This window comes from Actinoplanes sp. NPDC049802 (assembly GCF_040656595.1).
Classification (GTDB): domain Bacteria; phylum Actinomycetota; class Actinomycetes; order Mycobacteriales; family Micromonosporaceae; genus Actinoplanes.
The window spans coordinates 65,318-89,907 of the sequence record NZ_JBFAMR010000030.1; the positions used below are offsets into that span (position 1 = coordinate 65,318).

Genomic DNA, 24,590 nt, shown 5'->3' on the forward strand with positions numbered 1-24,590 from the left:
AATGTGCACCCTCAGCACGCCGCTTCGAGAAGATGTCATACCCCCGACGTACGGTGGTGGGCATGGCGCTCGACATCCCACGACTCGACGGCCGGTTCGAGGTCATCAGCGACTATCAGCCCGCCGGTGACCAGCCGGCCGCGATCGACGACCTGGAGCGACGGGTCCGGCGCGGCGACCGGCACACCGTGCTGCTCGGCGCCACCGGCACGGGCAAGAGCGCCACCACGGCCTGGCTCATCGAGCGGCTCCAGCGGCCGGCCCTGGTGCTGGCGCCGAACAAGACGCTCTGCGCTCAGCTGGCCAAGGAGTTCCGCGAGCTGCTGCCGAACAACGCGGTGGAGTATTTCGTCAGTTACTACGACTACTACCAGCCAGAGGCGTATATCGCCCAGACCGACACCTACATCGAGAAGGACTCCTCGATCAACGAGGAGGTGGAGCGGCTGCGCCACTCGGCCACCCGGTCGTTGCTGACCCGGCGCGACACCGTGGTGGTCGCGACCGTCAGCGCCATCTACGGCCTCGGCACCCCCCAGGAGTACATCGAGCGCGCCGTTCAGGTGAAGGTCGGTGGGGAGCTGGAGCGCGACAAACTGCTGCGCCGCCTCGTCGACATCCAGTACACGCGCAACGACATGGCCTTCCAGCGCGGCACCTTCCGGGTCCGCGGCGACACGCTGGAGATCATCCCCGCCTATGAGGAGCTGGCCGTCCGCGTCGAGCTGTTCGGTGACGAGGTGGAGCGGCTCTACTATCTGCATCCGCTCACCGGCGAGGTGATCCGCGAGGTCGACGAGCTGATGATCTTCCCGGCCACGCACTACGTGGCCGGCCCCGAGCGGATGGAGCGGGCGATCCGCGACATCGAGGCGGAGCTGGCCGACCGGCTCGCCGAGTTCGAGCGCCAGGGCAAGCTGCTGGAGGCGCAGCGGCTGCGCATGCGGACCACCTATGACGTCGAGATGATGCGCCAGGTCGGCTTCTGCAACGGCATCGAGAACTATTCGATGCACATGGACGGGCGGTCCCCCGGGGAGCCTGCGTATACGTTGCTGGACTACTTCCCCGACGACTTCGTCACCGTCATCGACGAGTCGCACGTGACGATCCCGCAGATCGGCGGGATGTATGAGGGCGACGCGTCGAGGAAACGGATCCTCATCGAGCACGGGTTCCGGCTGCCCAGCGCCGCCGACAACCGGCCGCTGCGGTTCGACGAGTTCCTCGAGCGTGTCGGCCAGATGGTGTTCCTCTCCGCCACCCCCGGCAACTGGGAGATGGAGCAGGCCCAGGGCGAGTTCGTCGAGCAGGTGATCCGCCCCACCGGCCTGGTCGACCCGCACGTCGTCGTCAAACCCACCAAGGGCCAGATCGACGACCTGATGCACGAGATCCAACTGCGGACCGAGAAGGACGAGCGGGTCCTGGTCACCACGCTGACCAAGAAGATGGCCGAGGACCTCACCGACTACCTCCTGGAGAACGGGATCCGCGTCCGCTACCTGCACTCCGAGGTGGACACGCTGCGCCGCGTCGAGCTGCTCAAGGAGCTGCGCAAGGGCGACTACGACGTGCTCGTCGGCATCAACCTGCTGCGGGAGGGCCTCGACCTGCCCGAGGTGTCGCTCGTCGCGATCCTCGACGCCGACAAGGAAGGCTTCCTGCGCAGCGGCCGGTCGCTGATCCAGACCATCGGCCGGGCCGCACGCAACGTCTCCGGCGAGGTCCACATGTATGCCGACAAGATGACCCCGTCGATGCGCGACGCCATCGAGGAGACCGAACGGCGGCGGGCCAAGCAGATCGCCCACAACGAGGCCAACGGGATCAAGCCGCAGGCGCTGCGGAAGAAGATCCACGACATCCTCGACGACATCTACCGCGAGGCCGAGGACACCGACGAGGCGGTCGGCGGCCCGATGGTCGGCGGTGCGGGCCGGCAGATGTCCCGGGGCAAGGCGCCCGTCCCGGAGAGCCGGTCGAAGGGCAGAGCGGCGGCCGTCCCGGCGCGCGCCGGCATGGCCAGGGCCGAGTTGGCCCAGCTCATCCAGGACCTCAACGAGCAGATGCTCGGGGCGGCACGGGAGCTCCAGTTCGAGCTGGCCGCCCGGATCCGTGACGAGATCCACGACCTGAAGAAGGAGTTGCGCGGCATGGACGCGGCGGGGGTCAAATAGCCTTCGGCCGGCGGAGCTCGTCCGGCGGACCACGCCGCAACCCTGGGTGATCCACCGGACAGGCCCTAGGCTGTCGACCATGACGGCTGTTCCCGAGGCGCCCGGAGCGCCTCTCCAGTTCGCCGCGACGGCGGGCGCGCTACCCGAGTCCGAGGTCGCCGGGCTGGCCCGGCGCTGCCGGGCCGCAGACGGCGGATTGCCGCTGGTGGCCGAGCCGTGGTTCGTGCAGGGGCGCTGGGGCGTTCCGGGGGTGGTGAGCTTCTCGGTCCGCGACGGCGACGGCACGCTGGTCGGTGCGGCCGCGGTCCGGCCCACCGCGGACGGCCCGGTGGTCACCGGCCTGGTGGACCCGGCCTGCCGCGGCCGTGACATCGGCGGCCACCTTCTGGACGCCGCCCTGGCGATCGCGGAGACCGGCGGCCGTGGCGTCACCGTCGAGTGCGAAGGGCTGACCGCCGGGGCGGAGCGGCTGTTCGAGGAGCGTGGACTGCGGCGGTTCTTCGCCGAGGACGTGATGCGGACCGGGCTCGATCCGTGGGAACCCGCCCCGGTCCGCCTGCCGGACGGCGTCACCCTGGTCGAGTGGGCGCCGGAGACGGCCGAGCGGTTCCACGCCGTGTACGCGGCGGCGTTCCGGGAGCGGCCCGGATTCCCGGACCCGCCCGCCGCCGAGTGGATCACCAAGAACACGGAGGACGCCGATTTCCGGCCCGGGTGGTCGCTGCTGGCCGTCCTGCCCGGAATCGGTGACGCCGGATTCGTGACCGCGGCCGACGGCTGGATCGTGCAGGTCGGTGTCCTGCCGGCGGCCCGGGGCGCGGGACTCGGCGGCGCCCTCGTCCGCGAGTCGCTGCGGCGGATGGCCGCGACGGGCGCGGCCGAGGCCTGGCTCTGCGTCGACGTCGACAACCCCGCCGGCGGGCTGTACCGGCGGCTCGGCTTCCAGGAGCACGGGCGGCGGGCCCGCTACCATCTCGCCCCGGAGCCGGCCGGAGAGGACGAAGCGGCGGCCGGCTGACCCGTCGCGTGCGGGTCTTTCGTCATGCCACGGCCCGGTGATTCGGCGCGTCCCGGTCTCCCGCCATGTCGCGGGCGGATGATGAGGGCGGTCCGGTGCGCCGTCACGGGCCGGTGCTGGGGAAACCGAGGAAAGGGATGGTTCGGTGATTCGGTGGGTGTCGGCGTTTCTCGACCGGCCGGCCCGGAAGCTCGACCTGGCCGTGGAGTTCTGGACCGTGGCGACCGGCTCACCGGCCCGGCCACGACCCGAACCCGGGTTCGTCGGGCTGCACAGCGAAACGGGTGACGACTACCTGGAGTTGCAGGGCGTCCTCGACGGGCCGGGTGGCGTGCACCTGGACTTCGCGGTCGACGACGTGGCGGAGTTCGCGGACCGGGCCGCGGCCGGTGGCGCCACGGTCGTCACCGATCACGGGTCCTGGCGGATTCTGGCGTCGCCTGCGGGACTGCCGTTCTGCGTCGCGCCGTGGAGGGGTGAGCTGCGGCGGGGCGGGCCCCACCGCGGGCCGGGTGGGACGCTCAGCCGGCCGCACCAGGTCTGCCTCGACATCGGGCCGGGCCGGTTCGACGCCGAGGTGGCTTTCTGGTCCGGGCTGACCGGGTGGCGGCTGGACACCAGCGGACTGCCGGTCTTCTCCCGGCTCCAGCCGGAGCCGCCGGTGCCGATCCGGATCCTGATGCAGCGGCTCGGTGAGGACCGGGACGCCTCCGCCCACCTCGACGTCTCGTCCTCCGACATTCCCGCCGTGCGGGCCTGGCACGAGAGCCTCGGCGCGACCTTCATCGGTGAGTGGGCCCACTGGATCACGATGCGTGACCCGGCCGGCGGCGTCTACTGCCTCACTCGCGGCAACCCGGAGACCGACTGACCGGCGGTTCGCGGCGGGATGACCGCTCCGGGCGTACCCGATCAGGGTTGTGGCGTGGCATCGACGTTGCGGCGCGGCAGGGAGGGTGGGGGCTGTGAAAACCCGCGGCCGTGGATCACGGCGTGGGTGTTGCGGCCGGCAGGCGGGCGTGGCGCCGGGGCCGTGGGGTTGCGGCGTGCGGACGGCAGGATGGGCCCCGGCGTCATCCGGTGAAGAAGTCGTGGTCCGGGTCCCGGCGGGCGCCGGAGGTGATGTCGGTGAAGAACTCGGCCAGCGGCGGCTGGGCCAGCGTGGCGGCGATCAGGGCGCGCCACTGGGCGAAACGGTCGGTACGCCGGAAGTGGTTCTCCTGGGCGTCGAAGCTGTCCCACTCGACCAGCAGCAGGAACCGGGCCGGGGACTCTGCGCCGCGCTGTAGCCGCACCGAGCGGCAACCGGGTGTGCCGGCGATCAGCGGGCGGCCCCGTTGATAGGCGTCGACGAAGTCGTCCTCGCGGCCGCGGAGAACGTCGATCAGCGTCACTTCGAGAACCATGCCCGCAAGCGTCCCATACGTACCGGATCGCCAGCTTACTAGGATGCCGCACCGCCTGAGCGGCCCGGTGGGAGCCGGTGAATCCGGAGGATTCGTGCAGGTCCGGGCGTACGCTGAGGGGGCGGCGTACGGAAACGGCGCCTCGGGTCAGCGAAGGAGTTCACGGAAGCCATAACCGCCTGGATGGGCGGTTTGGCCGCGAGCCGTGCCACTCCGCGCCCTCCCGGTGTGCCGATCGTGCCTCGGATGCGCAACAATGGCTGCTGTGGGAGGGGAGTATTCCCCCGCTCCGGTCTCGTCAACACGGAACGCCTCTCGGGGCGAACCCGGGGCCGGTGGTCACGGACCGATCTGAGGTCCGTGGCGGAAGAGACCTCCGACAGTCGCACGTCGCTGTTCTCGCCCGAGCATCGGGTGGGCACAGCGACGACCCGTGTCTGCCGGAGGTCCTCGTTGAACGTTTCCGCCTGGGTCTGGGTCGCCACCCTGGTTGCCCTCATCGCAGTGCTAGCCGTCGATCTGCTCATCATCGGCCGCCGGCCACACGAACCCAGCATGAAGGAAGCGGGCGGCTGGGTCGCGTTCTACGTCGGCCTCGCCTTGATCTTCGGCATCGGGGTGTGGCTGGCCGCGGGCGGCCAGGCGGCCGGTGAGTTCTACACCGGCTGGCTCACCGAGTACTCGCTGAGCGTCGACAACCTCTTCGTCTTCGTGATCATCATGGCCCGCTTCGCCGTGCCCCGGCACCTGCAACAGAAGGTGCTGCTCATCGGCATCGTGCTGGCGCTCGTCATGCGAGGCGCGTTCATCGCCGCCGGCGCCGCCCTGATCTCGCAGTTCTCCTGGGTCTTCTACATCTTCGGCGCCTTTCTCGTCTACACGGCGATCACGCTGGTCAAGAGCGGGGAGAACGACGAGGACGACTTCAAGGAGAACGTCCTCATCCGCTGGGCGAAGCGGGCGCTGCCGCTGTCCTCGTCGTTCGGCGACGGCCGGTTCAGCGTCGTCACCGAAGCCGGCAAGCGGCTGTTCACCCCCATGCTCATCGTGATGATCGCGATCGGCACCACCGACCTGATCTTCGCGCTCGACTCGATCCCGGCGATCTTCGGCATCACGAAGGAGCCGTACCTGGTCTTCACCGCGAACGTGTTCGCGCTGATGGGCCTGCGCCAGCTGTTCTTCCTGCTCGGCGGCCTTCTTGAGCGGCTCGTCTACCTCAACATCGGCCTCGCCGCGGTGCTCGCCTTCATCGGCGTCAAGCTGGTGCTCGAGGCCCTGCACACCAACAGCCTGCCGTTCCTGCACGGCGGCCAGCCCTTCCACTGGGCCCCGGAGATCCCGATCTGGCTCTCCCTCATGGTCATCCTCGGCACACTGGCCGTCGCCACGGTCGCCAGCCTGATCAAATCGTCCCGCGACCGGAAACGCGAGCTGATCTCCGCCGACAACTGACCGGCCACCCGGATCCACGGCGAGGCCCGAGCGACCCGTTCGCCCGGGCCTCGCCTTCTGCCGCCCGCCGGTCAACAGCCCTCCCGGAGTACGCCGGCCAGGCGTACCGGGACGGGATCTGAAAAGGAGCGCGAGCGCAGGAGCCCGCCCCCGGTGACGGGGACGGGCTCCGAGAAGACCGGAACTACTGGTGCTTGCGGCGGGCGGCGGCCCGGCCGCGGACCGTCTGGTCGAGGACGACCTTACGGATGCGGACGGCGGCCGGGGTGACCTCGACGCACTCGTCCTCACGGCAGAACTCGAGGGCCTGCTCCAGGCTGAGCTTGCGCGGCGGGATCAGCTTCTCGGTCTCGTCCGCCGTGGACGAGCGCATGTTGGTGAGCTTCTTCTCCTTGGTGATGTTGACGTCCATGTCGTCCTGGCGGGAGTTCTCGCCGACGATCATGCCCTCGTACACCTCGGTGGTCGGCTCGACGAAGAGCTGGCCACGTTCCTGCAGGTTGGTCATGGCGAAGGCCGTGACCACGCCGGCGCGGTCGGCGACCAGGGAGCCGTTCTGGCGGGTGCGCAGCTCGCCGAACCACGGCTCGTACGCCTCGAAGAGGTGGTGCATGATGCCGGTGCCGCGGGTCTCGGTGAGGAACTCGGTGCGGAAACCGATCAGGCCACGCGCCGGGACGAGCCACTCCATGCGGAGCCAGCCGGTGCCGTGGTTGATCAGCTCCTCCATGCGGCCCTTGCGGGTGGAGAGCAGCTGGGTGATGGCGCCCATGTACTCGTCGGGGGCGTCGATCGTGAGGCGCTCGACCGGCTCGTGGATCTTGCCGTCGATGGTCCTGGTGACGACCTGCGGCTTGCCGACGGTCAACTCGTACTGTTCCCGGCGCATCTGCTCGACCAGGATGGCCAGCGCCAGCTCGCCACGGCCCTGGACCTCCCAGGCGTCGGGCCGGTCGGTCGGCAGCACCCGGAGCGAGACGTTGCCGACCAGCTCCTTGTCGAGGCGGTCCTTGACCATGCGGGCGGTGACCTTCGCACCCTTGACCCGGCCGACCATCGGCGACGTGTTGGTGCCGATGACCATGGAGATGGCCGGCTCGTCGACCTGGATCAGCGGCAGCGGCCGCGGGTCCTCGGCGTCGGCCAGCGTCTCACCGATCATGATGTCGGCGATGCCGGCGACCGCCATGATGTCGCCGGGGCCCGCGCTCTCGGCGGGCTTGCGCTCCAGGCCCTCGGTGATCAGCAGCTCGGAGATGCGGACGTTGGCGATGCTGCCGTCGGTCTTGCACCACGCGACCGTCTGGCCCTTACGGATGGTGCCCTGGTGCACGCGGCACAGCGCGAGACGGCCGAGGAACGGCGAGGCGTCGAGGTTGACGACGTGCGCCTGGAGCGGCGCCGCCTCGTCGTACTTCGGAGCCGGGATGGTCTCCAGGATGGTGCTGAACAACACCTCCAGGTCGGTGCTGTCCTCCGGGACGGTGCCGTCCTTCGGCTGGGTCAGCGAGGCGATGCCGTCGCGGGCACAGGCGTAGACGATCGGGAAGTCGATCTGGCTCTCGTTGGCGTCGAGGTCGAGGAACAGCTCGTACGTCTCGTCGACGACCTCCTTGATCCGGGCGTCCGGACGGTCCACCTTGTTGATGATCAGGATGATCGGCAGCTTGGCGGCCAGCGCCTTGCGGAGCACGAAGCGGGTCTGCGGGAGCGGGCCCTCGGAGGCGTCGACGAGCAGGGCGACGCCGTCGACCATGGTGAGGCCGCGCTCGACCTCGCCGCCGAAGTCGGCGTGGCCGGGGGTGTCGATGATGTTGATGGTCACCGGCTCGCCCTCGGCGGGCTGGTAGCTGATCGCCGTGTTCTTGGCGAGGATGGTGATGCCCTTTTCCCGCTCCAGGTCCATGGAGTCCATGACGCGGTCGGCCATCTCGCCACGCGCGTGGGACTGGCTGCCCTGGCGCAGCATGGCGTCGACCAGGGTGGTTTTGCCATGGTCGACGTGAGCGATGATGGCGACGTTGCGTAGGTCGGTGCGGGTCTGCATGAAACCATTGTCCCCGGCTCAGGTTGCCTCTCGTGACACGGGGTCAAGGCCCGACTCTTGTGGCCTTCTGTCCCTTTTTTCGGTCTCCCGAGATCATCTGATCACTGTTAACGTCCTTCATCGATGTATCACGGGGGAAGGTTGACATCGATGAGACGGCGCATGAACTTCGCTGTGGCGATCACGGTCCTGATCGTGACGGCGGGCTGCGGACTTGCCGGGGCGAGTGAGAACGAGGCGGTGAGCGCGCCGCCGGTCTCGGTCGCGCCCACCACGGCCGAGCCGGTGGCCGAGGAGACGACGGCGGCGGCGCCGGCCGAGACCACGACCAAACCGAAGACCACGAAGAAGCCGAAGACCACGAAGAAGCCGACCGCGAGCCCCAGCGCGGCCCAGGAGGACTGGAGCCAGGAGGCGGGCTGTTACGACTACGTCGGCAAGAACATCTCCAAGACCAAGGCCAAGGTGGCGCTGAAGAAGGCGTCGGGCCGGATCTACTGGCGCACCGAAGCGCCTCACCTCAAGCTCAACTTCACTCTGGTACGGGCGGTGTCCTGGCAGGAGAGCGGCTGGCAGAGTGCGATCAAGAACTGTGACGGTGGCTTCGGTCTCATGCAGGTGATGCCGGCGACGCTGGATCACGTGAACCAGCGGTTCGGCCTGGACTACGACGCGACCGGCGACTACCAGGACAACGCGTACGCCGGGGCGAACTACCTCGCCTGGCTGACCCGGTACTTCGGGCACAACTACTTCAAGGACAACTACGACCTGAGCCCGTCGAAGTGCAAGAGCCACTCGAGCTGGTGCCTGCTCAACCTGGTCATCTCCGGCTACAACGCGGGCTACGGCGAGGTGGACGCGGTGGCGAAGAGCAAGAGCCTGCCCAACCCGGACTACGTCGACTCGGTCCGTTCGCTGATGGCCGACTGCCCCTGCGATAAGTACTGAGGCCAGCCGGGATACACTGGAGGAGTTCCCCGAGACCTTCAATTTGGTGCCCACCACGGCGGTCAAGTACTGTCTCGGGGTTGTCGTGTGTCGTTGATGCTGGCGAGCTGCGTTTGTTTCGGCCCGTGCAGCTCACCCTAAGGAGCCCTACTCAATGCCGCCCAAGAAGAAGACTCATGAGGTAACCCTCGCGCTTGAGGCGGGTAACGCCGCGATGGTCGACCTCGGTAAGATGCTCGGCCCGACCGGTGCCAACATGCGTGCCGTCAAGGTCGAGTACGACGAGGCCACCGCGAAGAACCGGGGCGAGATCATCCCGGTCATCGTCACGGTGTACGAGGACCGCAGCCACACGCTGGCCTACAAGACGCCGCCGACCAGCTTCCTCATCCGGAAGTCCCTGGGCATCCAGTCCGGCGCCGCCAACCCGCTCACCACGACCGTCGGCACGCTCAGCGCCGACCAGGTCAAGGAGATCGCGGAGCGTAAGCTGCCCGACCTCAACGCGAACGACCTCGACGCCGCGATCAAGATCGTGTCCGGCACCGCCCGTTCCATGGGTGTGAAGGTCGCTTCCTGAAGTAGCTGCTGATAGAAGAACGGGCCCCGGTGTCTCACCGGGGCCCGTTCTTCTTCGGGGCCACCACCTCGTCGATCAGCCCGTAGTCGACGGCCTCGGTGGCGCTCAGCGCCCGGCCGGCGGACAGGTCGTCCTCGATCTGGTTACGCGGCTTGCCGGTGATGCCGGCGAGCCGGACCACCACCTCTTCCAGCTCCCGCAGATGCTGTCCCGCCGCGGCGGCGACCTCGTCGGCGGTCCCGGTGACACCGGCCGCCCGCGGCTCCGACAGCTTGAACCGGGCATGCCGGTACGCCGCCCGCTGATCCGCCGCCGCCAGCACCGCCAGCACCGCGCCACCGGCCTCCGAGGTGATCAGGGCGTGCACCGGCGCCGCCAGCGCGTCCATCACGTCGACCACCGAGAGCGCCGCGCTGAGATCACCGCCCGGGCTCGACACGTGCAGGTGGATCGCCTCCGGGCCGGCCGAGTCCAGCGTCAGCAGGGCGGCCGCGATCCCGGACGCGGTATCACCGGTGAGCTGACCGCGGACCATCACGATCCGCTGGTCGAAGAGCCGTTCCTCCAGCCAGCCCGGCAGGCCGGCGCCCGGCGGCGGTGGGAGCTGCCACTCGGACGGGCGATCGGGGTGGGGGAACAGGGGCATCGCAACCTCCGGTGTTCGCGGCCTGCCGTCAGCGTAACGAGGTCGCGGTGATGATCGTGCGCGCCTTCCGGGTGCCTCCGAGGATGTGAAACGTTCAAAACCTGGGCGAGGGGATCGGCGGCGGCCCCACCGCGGCGGCTCATCGCTACATAGCGTTGCGATGGTGGGCAGGGTGATCGCTCACGGTCAAGGAACAACTGGTGGCCAACGACACTGGACGGCAAATGAAACGTTCCATTACGGTGACCCCATCCGGCCCGGGAAGAGCCTGGCCGACCGCGCGCTGCCGCATGCCGGCTCGGACCGAGACCGACAAGACGAAAGGAACAGTCGTGATCTTCGATCAAGCGATCCTCGCGGCGCTGACCCGCCAGGCGATCGAACTGCCGTCGTGGGCCTTCGGCAACGCCGGCACGCGGTTCAAGGTGTTCGCCACCCCGGGCACCGCCCGGACCGTCGAGGAGAAACTCGCCGACGCCGCCCAGGTGCACCGGCTCACCGGACTGGCACCCTCGGTCGCCCTGCACATCCCGTGGGACCGGGTCGACGACTTCGGCAAACTCGCGGCCTACGCCGACGACCTCGGCGTACGGCTCGGCACGATCAACTCGAACACCTTCCAGGACGACGACTACAAGCTCGGGTCGCTGACCCACACCGATCCGCGGATCCGGCAGAAGGCGATCGACCATCACTACGCGTGCATCGACGTCATGCACGCCACCGGGTCCGGCGACCTGAAGATCTGGCTGCCGGACGGCACCAACTACCCGGGCCAGGCCGACATCCGCGGCCGGCAGGACCGGCTCGCCGAGAGCCTGCGGGCCATCTACGACCGGCTCGGCGCGAACCAGCGGCTCGTCCTCGAGTACAAGATCTTCGAACCGTACTTCTACACCATGGACGTCCCGGACTGGGGCACCGCGCTGGCACACGTCACCGCGCTCGGCGACCGGGCCGTGGTCTGCCTCGACACCGGCCACCACGCCCCGTCCACCAACGTCGAGTTCATCGTCGCCCAGCTGCTGCGCCTGGGCCGGCTCGGAGCGTTCGACTTCAACTCCCGCTTCTACGCCGACGACGACCTCATCGTCGGCGCCGCCGACCCCTTCCAGCTCTTCCGGATCCTCGCCGAGGTGGCCCGCGGCGGCGGCTTCGACCAGCACTCACCGGTGAACTTCATGCTCGACCAGTGCCACAACATCGAGGACAAGGTCACCGGGCAGATCCGCTCCGTGCTGAACGTGCAGGAGATGACCGCCCGGGCGCTGCTCGTCGACCGTGCCGCGCTGACCGCCGCCCAGGAGGCCGGCGACGTGCTCGAAGCCAACCGGATCTTCATGGACGCGTTCTACACCGACGTGCGCGGGCCTCTCGCCGACTGGCGCGAGGAGCGGGGACTTCCCCGCGACCCGGTCGCCGCCCACCGGGCCTCCGGGTACGGCGAGCAAGCCGCACGCGAGCGTCTCGGCGGCACCCAGGCCGGCTGGGGCGCCTGAACCATGACCAGTCGCCACGGCGTCCTCGCCGCCGTCGACCTCGGCGCCTCCAGCGGCCGGGTGGTCGCCGGGCGCCTGAACCAGGGACGTCTCGAGACCACCGAGGTCGCGCGATTCCCGAACGGGCCGGTCGCCGTGCCGGCCGGCGGCACCGAGCACCTGCACACCGACGTGCTGGGCCTGTGGTCCGGCATCCGGGACGGACTGCGGGCCGCGGCTCACGCCCACGGTCCGCTGACCAGCGTCGGCATCGACACCTGGGGCGTGGACTACGGACTGCTCGACGCGGACGGCACGCTGCTCGGCACGCCGTTCCACTACCGGGACGCCCGGACCGCGGGCCTGCCGGAGAGGTTCGCCCGGGTGCTCGCGCCCGCCGACCACTACCGGCACACCGGCACGCAGACCCAGCCGTTCAACACGGTCTTCCAGCTCGCCGCCGCGGCCGGCACCGCACAGGCCCGGTACGCCGAACGGCTCCTGCTGCTACCGGACCTGCTCGGGCACTGGCTGACCGGCGCGTCCTTCACCGAACGGACCAATGCCTCGACGACCGGGCTGCTCGACATCACCACCGGGGACTGGAGCCCCCGGGTGCTCGACGCGCTCACCCGGCTCACCGGGCAGGACGTGAAACGCCTCCTCGCCGAGGTCGTCGCCCCCGCCTCGGTGGTGGGCGAGGCACGCCCGGGACTCGGACTCGACGGCGCCCGCCTGGTCGCGGTCGGCTCGCACGACACGGCGTCGGCCGTCGCGGCCACCCCGATGGAAGGCGACGCCGCCTACATCTCGTCCGGCACCTGGTCGCTGGTCGGCGTGGAACTCGCCGCCCCGGTGCTGACCGAGGCCGCCCGCGCCGCCGACTTCACCAACGAACTGGGCGTCGACGGCACCGTGCGGTTCCTGCGCAACGTCGCCGGCCTCTGGCTGCTGCAGCAGAGCCGGCGGACCTGGCAGGAAGCCGGGCTGACCGCCGGGCTGCCCGAGCTGTTGGCGGCCGCCGGCAGGGCACCGGGGCTGCGTACGGTCGTGGACGTCGACGACCCGGTCTTCGCCCCACCAGGGGACATGCCGGCCCGCATCGCCGAGGCCGCACGGCGTACCGGGCAGCCCGTGCCGGAGGACCCGGGAGCGGTCACCCGATGCATCCTCGACTCCCTCGCCCTGGCCTACCGGCAGGCTGTGCACGCGGCCGCCGAACTGTCCGGACGGGATGTCGGCACCATCCACGTGGTCGGCGGCGGAGCCCGTAACCACCTGCTCTGCCGGCTCACCGCCGACGCCACCGGGCTCCCGGTCGTCGCCGGGCCGGCCGAAGGCACCGCCATCGGCAATCTGCTCACCCAGGCCCTCGCCGTCGGCGAACTCCACGGCGGGCTGACCGCCGTCCGCGACGTCGTACGGGCCTCGACCCCGCTCACCCGGTGGGAACCCGCCGGATCCGACCTGGCCTGGCAACAGGCCGCCACCCGCGTGCAGCCGTGACGGCACACGCGACCAGGAGAAAGACGACCACCATGTCCCAGAACGGCCAGTACCCCACCCTCGACGAGCTCCTCGCCTCCATGGGCGTGGCGGGCCACCGGATCTGTGAGATCGACGCGTCCGAGGCGGGAGCCGGCAACATCTCCCTCTTCCTGGGCTGGGAGATCGACCTGGACGCACGCTTCCCGGTCACCGAGGAGATCGTCCTTCCGGTTCCGGCACCCGCGCTGGCGGGGCACACCGTCCTGTCCACCGGCTCCGGCCGGCGCCTGCGCCAGATCAAGGACGACCCGGAGGCGGCGGTCGGCGCCGTCCAGGTGCACGCCGGCGGCGAGAAGGCCACCCTGCGCACCTCGCCGCGCCGCCAGTTCGAGCGCCTCACCTCCGAGTTCAACTCGCACCTCGCCGTACACCAGGACCAGGTGGACCGGCGGGGCATCGACTTCCAGGCGCTCGTGCACGCGCAGCCGCCGCACCTGACCTACCTGTCGCACATCCCGGCGTACCGGACCACCGCCGCCATGAACGAGCGGATCCTGCGCTGGGAGCCGGAGTCGATCGTGTCGCTGCCACAGGGCGTCGGGGTGCTCGAGTTCATGATCCCCGGCTCGGACGAGCTGCAGGCGGCCAACGTCGCCGGGCTGCGCGAGCACGAGATCGTGCTCTGGTCCAAGCACGGCACCATGTCCCGCTCGGACCTGTCCGTGACCCGCGCCGTCGACCGCGTCGAGTATGCCGAGACCGGCGCCAAGTACGAGTACATGGACCTCGTCGCCGGCGGCCGGGCACAGGGCCTGACCCGCGAGGAGATCACCGCCGTCGCCCGCGAGTTCGACGTCGACTCACCCTGGGCCTGACGATCATCGAGTACGCTGCGCAGCCGGCCGGGCCCGAAGACGGGAATCCGGCCGGCTGTTCGTGCAACCCCCGGGGAGGTGGGAGCCGTCAGGGAGGCGTGAGAGTGAAGGAGGGGCTCGTGTGAAGAACGAGCGTGATGAGCAATTCCATCAGTTCGTGGTCAGCAGGAGGGCCGCGCTGGTCCGGACCGCGACTCTGCTCACGGCGGGCGACGCCCACCTGGCCGAGGACCTCGTCCAGTCCACGCTGACGAAGCTGTATGTGGCCTGGCCGGCGTTCCAGCGTGCCGACAACCCGGACGGTTACGTCCGGCGGGCGCTGGTCAACGCGCTGACCGATGAGCGGCGACGATGGTGGCGGCGGAGCGAGCGGTCGATGGCCGAGGTCCCGGACCGGGTGGCCGCCGAGCACACCGGGGGAGACGTCTCGGACGGGCTGCGCGCGGCCCTGCGGGAGCTGCCACCGAGGATGCGGGCGGCGCTGGTGTTCCGCTACTTCTACGACCTCGACGTCGCCGACACCGCCGACGCCCTCGGGTGCTCCGAGGGGACGGTGAAGAGCCAGACCGCCCGGGCACTCGACCGGCTCCGGACTGTGCTCGGCCCCAATCCCTCCCTGGCAACGCTCTGATCAGGAGAAACGAACATGATGAACCTTCACGACGGGCTGGCGCGGATCGCCGGCCCGGACGCTGAGCCGACCTCGGAGCAGGTCGCCGCCGACCTGGCCCGCGGACGGTCCGCGCTGCGCCGCCGCCGGACCGCGCAAGCCGCCGGTGGCTCGGTCTTCATGGCCGCCGCGCTGGCCGCCGTGATCGTCGCCGGCACCGGACTCTCCGGCGGGACGACGGCGCCCGAGGCGGCCGGCGACCGGCCGTCCGCCGGCGCCACCGTCGCCGGGCCCACCCAGCTGGTCGCCTACCAGGGCGAACAGCCGAAGGGCTTCACCCTCGACAAGGTCCCGCAGGGCTGGGTGCTCCAGGGCGCCGACGAGTACGGCATCACCATCGCGCCCGCGGGCATCCCCGACGTGGTGCCGTCCAACGCGCCGCCCGGCGTCCCGGACAACGACCCGCACAGTTTCGAAGGCAAGATCATGGCCCAGCTCCAGGAGTTCGGGCCCGGCGACGACCTCGTCGGCACCGGCAAGAAGGTGACCGTCGCCGGCAAGGAGGCGGTGTTCACCAAGATGCTCGACCAGAGCACCGGTCACGCGCTCTTCGTGAAGCTCGGCGCGGACCGCTGGATGTACGTCCAGGTCTGGGACGGACTCGGCTGGGGCGAGAAGCAGGTCGTGGAGTTCGCCGGCGGCATCCACGTCGACGACAGCGCCAAGGTCACCCACGGATAACCGTGTGCAAGCGTGGATCCCGGGCGCGCCAATCGCCCGGGATCCACACGTGTGTCACCAGCCGCGGGCCCGCCACTCGCCGAGTTGCGGGCGCTCCGCACCCAGTGTCGAGTCCTTGCCGTGGCCCGGGTAGAACCAGGCGCCGTCGCCGAACCGGCCGAACACCTTGGCCTCCAGATCGTCCATGATCTGGCGGTGGTCCTCGGGACGTGCCGTCTTCCCGTGGCCGCCCGGGAACAGGCTGTCGCCGGTGAAGAGATGCTCGCCCCGGTAGGACAGCACGATCGAGCCGGGCGTGTGGCCCACCACGTGGATCACCTCCAGGCCGTGCCCGCCGACCTCGACGATGTCGCCGTCACGCAGCATCCGGGTCACCACCGGGATCCCGGAGGCGTCGTCGGCGTGCGCCAGCGACTCGGCCCCGGTGGCCTTCACCACCTCCGCCAGCGCCTGCCAGTGGTCGCCGTGCCGGTGCGTGGTCACCACGGCGCGCAGCCCGGCCCCGCCGATCAGGTCCAGCAGCGTCCCGGCGTCGTTGGCCGCGTCGATCAGCAGCTGCTCGCCGTTCTCCGCGCGCAGCAGGTACGCGTTGTTGTCCATCGGCCCGACCGACACCTTGGTCAGGGTCAGGCCGTCACCCAGGTCACGGACCGCCGGCGTGCCGCCGGTCACCACATCGCCGGTGTAACCGCTCATCTCCACCTCGCCGGCTGGGGCAGCTCGCCGTCCGGCGAGACCGTCAGATCGGCGCCGTCGGCCCGGCCGATCAGCCAGCCGGCGAGCGTCTTGGTCGGGCCGCCGACGACCGGGCCGCCACCCGAGCCGATCGTCAGCGGATGCTCCACGCCGAACGGGCGCAGCACCATCTCCGGCGAGTCGGCCGGTGGGTCGGTGACGATCGCCCGCAGCAGGCGCAACGCGAACGCGTCCGGCCAGTCGGCCGGGGTGTAGCCGCGGCCCAGGTCGACCCGGTGGATCTCCACCTCGCACAACCGCAGCCAGGGCACCGCCGCGGCGCTCCGCGCCAGCGGCAACGGCGTCGTCCAGGAGGCGGCCGGCATCGCGGCCGCCGCGTCCGCGAACCGCTCGTGCGCGGCCCGCAGATCGGCCAGCTGCTCGGCCACCGGACGGGCGGCGCCGGTCTCGATGCCCGCCGTCCGGGCCTCCGGCGACGCGTACGCCGGTGTCTCCACCCCGGTCCGGGCCCAGGTCAACAGGTTGGTCAGGGCGTCCGCGTTACGCGCCAGGTGACTCAGCACGTGCCCGACCGTCCAGCCGGGTAACAGCGACGGAGCGCCGATCTCGCCGTCACTCAGAGACTCCGAGGCGCGCAGCAGTTCCTCGGTGGCGCTCTCCACATCCGTCATCAACACCAGCGGATCCATGGTCACGTTCCGACCCTAGCGGGTGCCGCAACCGTCGCTGCGGAATTCGCTTTCGCCACGGTGAGCACCCCCGTACCGTCGGGGCAGACGCGCTGATCGATCAAACCCGGCGGGGAGGTGAGGACCGTGCGTTTCACCGTTGCCGCGTCCCTTCACCCGGGGGCGTTCGCCTGATCCCCAGGCGCCGTTCCCCAAGACCGTAAAGGGTTGCCATGTCGTACCCCCTGTCCCAGCTCGGCTGGGACGACCACTTCGCATCCTCGTTCCACCGGTTCGACCGGCCCGACTCCGAGCCCGGGCGAGTCCTGCGGGCCGACCGCGGCGTCTGCACCGTGCTGACCGCCGGCGGTGTGACCCGCGCCACCCTCGGCGGGGGCGTCCTGCTCGAAGCCGCCCGTGACCCGGCCACCATGCCCTGCTCCGGCGACTGGGCGGTGCTCCGCCGATGGCCCGACCGCCGGACCACACTGGAGCTGGTGCTGCCACGCCGCACCACGCTGATCCGCCGCACCGCCGACAAGGACTCGTCGGGCCAGGTGCTCGCCGCCAACATGGACACCATCGCCGTCGTCGAGCCGATCCATCCGGAGCCCGACGACGCCCGGGTCGAACGGTTGCTCGCTCTGGCCTGGGAGTCCGGGGCCGACCCGCTGCTCGTGCTCACCAAGAGCGACACCAGCGGCGACCCCGGCGCCATCGCCCGCCAGCTCGCCGCCCTCGCGCCCGGGGTGCCGGTGCTGCCGGTCAGCGTGCAGCGCGGCGAAGGCCTCGACCGGCTGCGCGAGCACGTCGGCCCCGGCCGCACGCTGGCCCTGCTCGGCAGATCCGGCGCCGGCAAGTCGACCCTGGCCAACGCGCTGGCCGGCGCCACCGTCATGCCGGTGCAGGCGATCCGGGACGCGGACGGCAAAGGCCGGCACACCACCGCCTACCGCAGCCTGGTCACCGTGCCCGGCGGCGGCGCCGTCATCGACACCCCCGGCATCCGGGGCGTCGGCCTCCTCGACACCGGCGGCGGCCTCGACCGTGCCTTCGCCGACGTCACCGACCTGGCCGGGCACTGCCGCTTCGACGACTGCCGGCACGAACTGGAGCCGGGCTGCGCCGTCCAGGCCGCCCTCGCCGACGGCTCGCTGCCACCACGCCGCCTGGCCAGCTGGCGCAAACTGCGCCGCGAGGTCGAGGTGGAGAGCAGCCGCCGTTCAGTCCGCCTCGCCCGCCAGCGCCGCGCTCCCACACCCCCGAGTTCCCGTCGCCTTTGAGAATCATTTTTTGTACGTGTCGGAGGAGGCACCGCCGTACCGCGTGATCTCGCCGCATGGTTGCGGCCGTCGCCCGCCGCCGGGCTGTGCTGGTCGGCTCGGCTTCGCTCCGCGGCAGAGCGTCCGGTTCCACCGGTGGGGAACTGTCTGCCCGTTCCGGCCGGCTGTGAGTGCTCACCCAAGGTGCGTGAGTCAGCACTCACGGCCAGCCGGAGAAGGTCGCCGGGCGCTACGCGGGGCGTTCGGTTCTGCGGGGGATCGGCGAGAAAGCCCTGGTCGGCCGTAATGCCTCTGTGGCGACGGCCCCTGACGGTGCCCATGATCGCCAGTTACGGCACCGGCCGGCCGAGACGCGGGACCACCGCGACGATCATGAGCTCGCAGCTCGCAGCTCGCAGCTCGCTCAGAAGCGGTGACACGGGTCGCGGGTATGTGTGTTTCGGAAGCATGACACCCGAAATGGGTGTCGTCACACCCACAACGGGTGTCGCGTTCTCCGTGCACACATCGTGTTCGGTCTTCATCCGGGCATCTCTGCGGATATCGAGAATATCGACGACGTTCGGGGCCCTGCCCCGACGCCGGGGGCGCTGCGTGCGCCGCCGAAGGGGTCGGACCGGCATTCCGTGGGTCTGTGGGGTGAGTGGGCAGCTCAGCCCGGCGGGCGCGGCACGGGCCGGGCCGGGCAGTGGCTCGCGGGGGTTGGTGGAACTGGAACGATTCTGTGATGACGTCCCACCGCGTACGAAAACGTGCTTTTGATCTTGATTTTTGAGAGTAAGCGCACGTCATGGCTGGAGCGGCGGCGTTGGGAGGCGCGGCGGCGGCTCTGGCAGAATTCGGCCGGTGCGTGCGGCGGATGAGATGACCGGGGAGCAGACCGCGGAGCCGGTGGTGAGCCCGCCCGTGCGGCCGGGCGCGCGCCGGTGGCTCACCGACCTGTGGATCGCGCTGGGGTTCCTGGCGCTGGCCGTGCTCGTGGTGATCCAGTTGTGGATCGATCCGAACGGGCGGGTTCTCGCCGGCAACGACGACGATCACGGCATCTTCCTGTTCATGCTGGCCCACGCCGAGCGGGTGGTCTTCGACGGGGCGCCGCTGTTCTACGAGGCCCGGTTCAACGTGCCGGTCGGCGTGAACATGATGGCGAACACGTCGATCCTGGCGCTCGCGTTGCCGCTGGCGCCGGTCACGCATTTCCTCGGCGGCGGCGTGACCGTGGCGCTGCTGATCACTCTCGGCCTCGGAGGGACGGCCTTCGCCTGGTATTGGGTGCTTTCCCGGCACCTGGTCCGCAGCCGTCCCGCGGCCTGGGTCGGTGGCGTCTGGTGCGGTTTCGCCCCGGCCATGGTCTCGCACGCGAACGGGCACGTGAACTTCGTCAGCAACTACGTGCTGCCGTTCATCGTCTGGCAGGTGCTGCGGCTGCGGGAGCCCGGCCGGGTGTGGCGCGGTGGGATCATTCTCGGTCTGCTGATCGTGTTGCAGATCTTCATCAACGAGGAGGCGCTGCTCTTCACGGCGCTCACCCTCGGTTTCTTCGCGGTGTCCTGGGCGCTGATGGCACGCGACGAGGCGAAGCTGGTGTGGCGGCGTTTCACGGCCGGGCTCGGTGTGGCCGCTCTCACCTCCGGGCTGCTGACCGGCTACCCGTTGTGGTACCAGTTCTTCGCCCGTGGCAACTATCACGGTCAGCCGTTCGAGCCGACCGCGTACGTCACCGATCTGGCCTCGCTGGGCGCCTTCGCGCGGCAGTCGCTCGCCGGGCTCGGGGTGGTGACCCGGCGGCTGAGCGTCAGCGCGACCGAGGACAACACGTTCTTCGGCCCGTTCGGCCTCGTGATGATCATCGTGGCGATGGTGATGCTGTGGCGGTCGGTGGCGTTGCGGGCCACCGCCATCGCCGGCCTCGCCCTGCTGGTCATGTCGCTCGGGCCGCAGCTGCGGGTTGCGGGCTTCGACACCGGGATCCCGCTGCCGTTCGCGCTGGTCAGTCAGGTTCCGGTGATCGACCTGGTGAGCGTGACCCGGTTCGCGATGGTGCCGGCCACGGTCGCCGGCATCCTGCTGGCCTTCGCGGCGGACCGGATCGGGTCGTACCCTCCGGCGCGCCGCAGGCGGTTCTGGGTGGGCATGGCGCTGGCGCTCGTGCCGCTCTTCCCGAAGCCGCTGCCGGTGGTGACCGGCGACCCGATGCCGCCGTTCCTCACCGAGGGCCTCTGGCGTGAGTACGTGCCGGAGGGCAGGACACTGGTCACCGTCCCGCTGCCGGACGTGACGACCGGGCGGACCGGGCAGCGCTGGGCCGCCCTCAACAATCTGGACTACGCGACGCCACGCGGCTACTTCATGGGCCCGGCGAACCCGCCGTGGGACGACACCGGTTCCTGGTCGGCCCCGCACCGGTACACCTCGCAGCTGCTGTGGAGCGTCCGGGAGCACGGCTACCTGCCGGTGCTGACCGACGTCGACCGGCAGCGGATCCGTGGTGACCTGCGTTACTGGCGCGCCGCCGTGGTGGTGCTGGTGCCGGACAGCCGGAACGGTGATCTGCTGCGATCGGTTTTGGTTGACGCGCTCGGCGCGCCACAGTTGGTGGGCGGCGTCGAGATCTGGCGGGTTCCCCCGGAGGAGTGAGGGGCGCGTGCCGGAAATTGTCGTACCCCGTAGCTAGAGTGTCTGCGCGACTCATACACCTGTACGGACTCGTCTTAAAGGCAGAGAGGCTGGCCGTGGCCGACCGACTGACAATCCGTGGCGCCCGCGAACACAACCTGCGTGACGTCAACCTCGACCTGCCCCGTGACGCCATGATCGTGTTCACCGGCCTCTCCGGCTCGGGCAAGTCCAGCCTCGCGTTCGACACGATCTTCGCCGAGGGCCAGCGGCGGTACGTGGAGTCGCTGTCGTCGTACGCGCGGCAGTTCCTCGGCCAGATGGACAAGCCGGACGTCGACTTCATCGAGGGCCTGTCCCCGGCGGTGTCGATCGACCAGAAGTCGACGAACCGCAACCCCCGCTCCACGGTCGGCACGATCACCGAGGTCTACGACTACCTGCGCCTGCTCTTCGCGCGGACCGGCATCCCGCACTGCCCGGTCTGCAAGGAGCGGATCAGCCGGCAGACCCCGCAGCAGATCGTCGACCGGGTGCTGGCGATGCCCGAGGGCACCCGGTTCATGGTGCTGGCCCCGGTGGTCCGCGGCCGCAAGGGGGAGTACGTCGACCTGTTCTCCGAGCTGCAGTCCAAGGGCTACGCGCGGGCCCGGGTCAACGGCGTGGTGCACCCGCTCACCGAGCCGCCGAAGCTGAAGAAGCAGGAGAAGCACACCATCGAGGTGGTGATCGACCGGCTCAGCGTGAAGGCGTCCAGCAAGCAGCGTCTCACCGACTCGGTCGAGGCCGCCCTCGGGCTGGCCTCCGGCATCGTGGTGTTCGACTTCGTCGACCTGCCGGAGGACGACCCGGAGCGGGAGCGCCGCTTCTCCGAGCATCTGGCCTGCCCCAACGACCATCCGCTCGCCATCGAGGATCTGGAGCCGCGGGTCTTCTCCTTCAACGCGCCGTACGGCGCCTGTCCCGAGTGCACCGGCCTCGGGACCAAGAAGGAGGTCGACCCCGAGCTGATCATCCCGGACGGGGAGAAGAGCCTCCGCGAGGGCGCCGTCCAGCCGTGGGCCGGCGGCACCACCCAGGAGTACTTCCTCCGGCTCCTGGAGGCCCTGGCCGGCGCCGAGAGCTTCAGCCTCGACTCGCCCTGGCGGGCGCTGCCCAGCCGGGTGCAGAAGATCGTGCTGTACGGCGCGGACGACCAGGTCCACGTGCGATACCGGAACAAGTACGGCCGTGAGCGCTCCTACTACACCGGCTTCGAGGGCGTGGTGCAGTGGATCGAGCGGCGGCACAACGACACCGAGAGCGACTGGTCGCGCGAGAAGTACGAGGGGTACATGCGCGACGTGCCCTGCTCGGTCTGCGGCGGCGCCCGGCTCAAGCCCGAGGTGCTGGCCGTGACCGTGGCGGGCAAGAGCATCGCCGAGGTGTGCAACCTGTCGGTGGGCGAGTGCGCCGGGCTGCTGGCCGGGCTGGAGCTCGAGGACCGGCAGAAGATGATCGCCGAGCGGGTGCTCAAGGAGATCAACGCGCGGCTGCGGTTCCTGGTCGACGTCGGCCTGGACTATCTGTCGCTGGACCGTGGGGCGGGCACCCTCTCCGGCGGTGAGGCGCAGCGCATCCGGCTCGCCACCCAGATCGGCTCCGGCCTGGTCGGGGTGCTGTATGTGCTGGACGAGCCGTCCATCGGCCTGCACCAGCGGGACAACCACCGGCTCATCGAGACCCTGGTGCGGCTGCGTAACCTGGGCAACACGCTGATCGTGGTGGAGCACGACGAGGACACCATCCGGACCGCGGACTGGATCGTCGACATCGGCCCGGGCGCCGGCGAGCACGGCGGCGAGATCGTGCACAGCGGCACCGTGGAGGGCCTGCTGGCGAACGAGAAGTCGCCGACCGGGGCGTACCTGTCCGGCCGTAAGTCGATCCCGGTGCCGGCCACCCGGCGCCCGCAGACCGCCGGGCGCGAGGTGGTGGTGCACGGCGCCCGCGAACACAACCTGCGCAACCTGACGGTGCCGTTCCCGCTGGGCCAGTTCATCGCCGTCACGGGGGTGAGTGGTTCGGGCAAGTCGACGCTGGTCAACGACATTCTGCACACCGTGATGGCGAACCAGATCAACGGCGCCCGGCAGGTGCCCGGCCGGCACACCCGGGTCACCGGCCTGGAGCACGTGGACAAGGTCGTCGGGGTGGACCAGTCGCCGATCGGCCGGACGCCGCGGTCGAACCCGGCCACCTACACCGGTGTTTTCGATCACATCCGGAAGCTGTTCGCCGAGACCACCGAGGCCAAGGTGCGGGGGTACGGTCCGGGCCGGTTCTCCTTCAACGTGAAGGGCGGCCGCTGCGAGAACTGTTCCGGTGACGGCACCATCAAGATCGAGATGAACTTCCTGCCGGACGTGTACGTCCCCTGCGAGGTGTGCAAGGGCGCTCGGTACAACCGGGAGACCCTGGAGGTGCACTACAAGGGCAAGACCATCTCCGAGGTGCTGAACATGCCGATCGAGGAGGGCGCGGAGTTCTTCTCGGCGCTCCCGGCGATCCACCGCCACCTGCGGACCCTGGTCGACGTCGGCCTGGGCTACGTGCGCCTGGGCCAGCCCGCCACCACCCTGTCCGGCGGCGAGGCCCAGCGTGTCAAGCTCGCCTCCGAGCTGCAGAAACGCTCCACCGGGCGGACGGTCTACGTGCTCGACGAGCCGACCACCGGCCTGCACTTCGAGGACATCCGCAAGCTCCTGATCGTGCTCAACGGCCTGGTCGACAAGGGCAACACGGTGATCACCATCGAGCACAACCTGGACGTCATCAAGACCGCGGACTGGCTGATCGACATGGGCCCGGAGGGCGGCAGCAAGGGCGGCCTGGTGCTGGCCACCGGCACCCCGGAGGAACTGGCCGAGGTGCCGGGGAGCCACACCGGGCAGTTCCTGCGGCATGTCCTCGGGCGCGACGGAGAGGCGGCCGGCGCCCCGGCGGCGACCGGCCGGGCCGCGAAGGCGAACGGGTCCACCGCCGCCCCCAAGGCCCGCGCCACCCGGTCGCGGGCCAAGGCGACCACCTGATTCAGGAAGTTCTTAGACGACTCTCAGCAACCGCACCCGGTTGGTCTCCTAGGGTCTTCCGGGTGCGGCGCTGTTCGTCCGCACCAGGAAAACAGTAGGGCGAACATGGAGAAAGCGGGGAAAATCTCGCTGCGGCCCGTTGAACTGATCACGGCATCTGATCCGTACCCCGGGGCGACTCCGCGTGACATCGGCGGGTAGAGAACAGGTAGTGGAGGGCGACAAATGACTGACGTGCAGCCGAGGACCGACGCCGAGATCCAGCAGGACCGACCGGGAACCGCCTCGACACGACGCGTCGTCCTGAAGGGCGCCGGCGCTGTCGGCGCGACCGCGGTCCTCGCGGCCTGCGGCACCGACTCCAGCGGGACCAACCCGAACGGCACCGACTTCGCCGAGGATCCGATCCCGGCCGGCAGCACCGAGGCGGGTGGCGGTGACGCCAACGGCGGCGGTGACGCCAACGGTGGCGGTGGCACCGGCAACGTCCTGGTCGCGACGTCGAAGGTGGCGGTCGGCGGTGGTGTGATCCTGGACGAGGTGGTCGTCACCCAGCCCACCGAGGGCAGCTACAAGGCGTTCAGCAACGTGTGCACGCACCAGGGCTGCAAGGTGTCCGAGATCAAGGACGGCTCGATCATCTGCCGTTGCCACAACAGCCTCTTCTCCATCAAGGACGGCGCTCCGACCGAGGGCCCGGCCGGTCAGCCGCTGGCCGCGGTGCCGATCGACGTGGACGGCGACAACGTGGTGACCGCGGCCTGATCGGGGCCGGGTCCGG

Annotated in this window: 20 protein-coding genes; 15 read left to right on the forward strand and 5 right to left on the reverse strand. The window is 70.0% G+C overall.

The window, feature by feature from the left end; translation table 11 throughout:
- Nucleotides 1-62 precede the first annotated feature (62 nt).
- The 3 genes from uvrB (at nucleotide 63) to AB0I88_RS21665 (ending at nucleotide 4,069) form a co-directional block, all read left to right on the forward strand.
- Entirely contained in the window at nucleotides 63-2,180 is a 2,118-nt protein-coding gene (gene uvrB / locus AB0I88_RS21655) for an excinuclease ABC subunit UvrB (RefSeq protein WP_361027169.1), read from the forward strand.
- A 79-nt stretch (nucleotides 2,181-2,259) separates the two neighbouring features.
- The gene (locus tag AB0I88_RS21660) at nucleotides 2,260-3,198 is read left to right on the forward strand and encodes a GNAT family N-acetyltransferase (protein WP_361027172.1); all 939 of its coding nucleotides are present in this window, start codon (nucleotides 2,260-2,262) and stop codon (nucleotides 3,196-3,198) included.
- Between the two features lie 145 nt (nucleotides 3,199-3,343).
- Complete coding sequence (locus tag AB0I88_RS21665) at nucleotides 3,344-4,069, forward strand: VOC family protein (protein WP_361027175.1); 726 nt, start codon at nucleotides 3,344-3,346, stop codon at nucleotides 4,067-4,069.
- Between the two features lie 202 nt (nucleotides 4,070-4,271).
- Here AB0I88_RS21665 and AB0I88_RS21670 read toward each other — a convergent pair whose 3' ends face one another.
- Entirely contained in the window at nucleotides 4,272-4,604 is a 333-nt protein-coding gene (locus tag AB0I88_RS21670; RefSeq protein ID WP_361027178.1) for an antibiotic biosynthesis monooxygenase family protein, read from the reverse strand.
- A gap of 453 nt (nucleotides 4,605-5,057) precedes the next feature.
- Between AB0I88_RS21670 and AB0I88_RS21675 the strand changes: the two genes are divergently transcribed.
- Nucleotides 5,058-6,059: a TerC family protein gene (locus tag AB0I88_RS21675; protein ID WP_361027181.1), complete on the forward strand. Its 1,002-nt coding sequence runs from the start codon at nucleotides 5,058-5,060 to the stop codon at nucleotides 6,057-6,059.
- A 184-nt stretch (nucleotides 6,060-6,243) separates the two neighbouring features.
- Here AB0I88_RS21675 and typA read toward each other — a convergent pair whose 3' ends face one another.
- Entirely contained in the window at nucleotides 6,244-8,106 is a 1,863-nt protein-coding gene (typA, locus tag AB0I88_RS21680) for a translational GTPase TypA (RefSeq protein ID WP_361027184.1), read from the reverse strand.
- A 150-nt stretch (nucleotides 8,107-8,256) separates the two neighbouring features.
- Between typA and AB0I88_RS21685 the strand changes: the two genes are divergently transcribed.
- A complete protein-coding gene (locus AB0I88_RS21685; protein WP_361027187.1) occupies nucleotides 8,257-9,057 on the forward strand; it encodes a lytic transglycosylase domain-containing protein in 801 nt (266 codons plus the stop codon).
- Nucleotides 9,058-9,211: 154 nt separating this feature from the next.
- Nucleotides 9,212-9,637 carry a 50S ribosomal protein L11 gene (locus AB0I88_RS21690; RefSeq protein WP_361027189.1) on the forward strand — a complete coding sequence of 142 codons (426 nt, stop codon included), beginning with the start codon at nucleotides 9,212-9,214 and terminating at the stop codon, nucleotides 9,635-9,637.
- A 34-nt stretch (nucleotides 9,638-9,671) separates the two neighbouring features.
- Here the strand turns inward: AB0I88_RS21690 and AB0I88_RS21695 are convergent, their stop codons facing one another.
- A complete protein-coding gene (locus tag AB0I88_RS21695; protein WP_361027192.1) occupies nucleotides 9,672-10,283 on the reverse strand; it encodes an ATP-dependent Clp protease proteolytic subunit in 612 nt (203 codons plus the stop codon).
- Between the two features lie 332 nt (nucleotides 10,284-10,615).
- Here AB0I88_RS21695 and rhaI point away from each other — a divergent pair, with 332 nt between their 5' ends.
- From rhaI to AB0I88_RS21720, 5 genes are all read left to right on the forward strand, one after another.
- On the forward strand, nucleotides 10,616-11,782 hold the full coding sequence (rhaI, locus tag AB0I88_RS21700; protein WP_361027195.1) for an L-rhamnose isomerase: 1,167 nt from the start codon (nucleotides 10,616-10,618) through the stop codon (nucleotides 11,780-11,782).
- A 3-nt stretch (nucleotides 11,783-11,785) separates the two neighbouring features.
- Entirely contained in the window at nucleotides 11,786-13,267 is a 1,482-nt protein-coding gene (locus AB0I88_RS21705) for a rhamnulokinase family protein (RefSeq protein WP_361027198.1), read from the forward strand.
- Nucleotides 13,268-13,299: 32 nt separating this feature from the next.
- Entirely contained in the window at nucleotides 13,300-14,124 is an 825-nt protein-coding gene (locus tag AB0I88_RS21710) for a class II aldolase/adducin family protein (protein WP_361027201.1), read from the forward strand.
- Nucleotides 14,125-14,245: 121 nt separating this feature from the next.
- Nucleotides 14,246-14,755: a SigE family RNA polymerase sigma factor gene (locus AB0I88_RS21715; RefSeq protein WP_361027204.1), complete on the forward strand. Its 510-nt coding sequence runs from the start codon at nucleotides 14,246-14,248 to the stop codon at nucleotides 14,753-14,755.
- Nucleotides 14,756-14,770: 15 nt separating this feature from the next.
- Complete coding sequence (locus AB0I88_RS21720) at nucleotides 14,771-15,475, forward strand: hypothetical protein (protein WP_361027206.1); 705 nt, start codon at nucleotides 14,771-14,773, stop codon at nucleotides 15,473-15,475.
- Between the two features lie 54 nt (nucleotides 15,476-15,529).
- On the opposite strand, the gene AB0I88_RS21725 is transcribed toward AB0I88_RS21720, so the two are convergent.
- Nucleotides 15,530-16,171: an MBL fold metallo-hydrolase gene (locus AB0I88_RS21725; protein WP_361027209.1), complete on the reverse strand. Its 642-nt coding sequence runs from the start codon at nucleotides 16,169-16,171 to the stop codon at nucleotides 15,530-15,532.
- Entirely contained in the window at nucleotides 16,168-16,866 is a 699-nt protein-coding gene (locus AB0I88_RS21730) for a maleylpyruvate isomerase family mycothiol-dependent enzyme (protein WP_361027211.1), read from the reverse strand. The genes AB0I88_RS21725 and AB0I88_RS21730 overlap by 4 nt, the downstream gene beginning before the upstream one ends.
- Nucleotides 16,867-17,072: 206 nt before the next feature.
- On the opposite strand from AB0I88_RS21730, the gene rsgA reads away from it, so the two are divergent.
- From rsgA to AB0I88_RS21750, 4 genes are all read left to right on the forward strand, one after another.
- Entirely contained in the window at nucleotides 17,073-18,122 is a 1,050-nt protein-coding gene (gene rsgA / locus AB0I88_RS21735; protein ID WP_361027214.1) for a ribosome small subunit-dependent GTPase A, read from the forward strand.
- An 846-nt stretch (nucleotides 18,123-18,968) separates the two neighbouring features.
- Entirely contained in the window at nucleotides 18,969-20,759 is a 1,791-nt protein-coding gene (locus AB0I88_RS21740) for a hypothetical protein (RefSeq protein ID WP_361027217.1), read from the forward strand.
- Between the two features lie 95 nt (nucleotides 20,760-20,854).
- Nucleotides 20,855-23,809 carry an excinuclease ABC subunit UvrA gene (gene uvrA, locus AB0I88_RS21745; RefSeq protein ID WP_361027220.1) on the forward strand — a complete coding sequence of 985 codons (2,955 nt, stop codon included), beginning with the start codon at nucleotides 20,855-20,857 and terminating at the stop codon, nucleotides 23,807-23,809.
- Between the two features lie 225 nt (nucleotides 23,810-24,034).
- Nucleotides 24,035-24,574 (forward strand): Rieske (2Fe-2S) protein, encoded by a 540-nt coding sequence (locus AB0I88_RS21750; RefSeq protein ID WP_361027223.1) that lies wholly within the window; start codon nucleotides 24,035-24,037, stop codon nucleotides 24,572-24,574.
- Nucleotides 24,575-24,590 lie beyond the last annotated feature (16 nt).

Excerpts from the sequence above, each read along its gene's own strand:
- AB0I88_RS21720 (WP_361027206.1), top strand. The coding sequence starts at position 14,771 with ATGATGAACCTTCACGACGGGCTGGCGCGGATCGCCGGCCCGGACGCT.
- AB0I88_RS21660 (WP_361027172.1), top strand. The coding sequence starts at position 2,260 with ATGACGGCTGTTCCCGAGGCGCCCGGAGCGCCTCTCCAGTTCGCCGCG.
- uvrB (WP_361027169.1), top strand. The coding sequence starts at position 63 with ATGGCGCTCGACATCCCACGACTCGACGGCCGGTTCGAGGTCATCAGC.
- AB0I88_RS21725 (WP_361027209.1), bottom strand. The coding sequence starts at position 16,171 with ATGAGCGGTTACACCGGCGATGTGGTGACCGGCGGCACGCCGGCGGTC.
- AB0I88_RS21710 (WP_361027201.1), top strand. The coding sequence starts at position 13,300 with ATGTCCCAGAACGGCCAGTACCCCACCCTCGACGAGCTCCTCGCCTCC.
- AB0I88_RS21695 (WP_361027192.1), bottom strand. The coding sequence starts at position 10,283 with ATGCCCCTGTTCCCCCACCCCGATCGCCCGTCCGAGTGGCAGCTCCCA.
- AB0I88_RS21750 (WP_361027223.1), top strand. The coding sequence starts at position 24,035 with ATGACTGACGTGCAGCCGAGGACCGACGCCGAGATCCAGCAGGACCGA.
- AB0I88_RS21685 (WP_361027187.1), top strand. The coding sequence starts at position 8,257 with ATGAGACGGCGCATGAACTTCGCTGTGGCGATCACGGTCCTGATCGTG.
- AB0I88_RS21705 (WP_361027198.1), top strand. The coding sequence starts at position 11,786 with ATGACCAGTCGCCACGGCGTCCTCGCCGCCGTCGACCTCGGCGCCTCC.
- rsgA (WP_361027214.1), top strand. The coding sequence starts at position 17,073 with ATGTCGTACCCCCTGTCCCAGCTCGGCTGGGACGACCACTTCGCATCC.
- typA (WP_361027184.1), bottom strand. The coding sequence starts at position 8,106 with ATGCAGACCCGCACCGACCTACGCAACGTCGCCATCATCGCTCACGTC.
- AB0I88_RS21670 (WP_361027178.1), bottom strand. The coding sequence starts at position 4,604 with ATGGTTCTCGAAGTGACGCTGATCGACGTTCTCCGCGGCCGCGAGGAC.
- AB0I88_RS21690 (WP_361027189.1), top strand. The coding sequence starts at position 9,212 with ATGCCGCCCAAGAAGAAGACTCATGAGGTAACCCTCGCGCTTGAGGCG.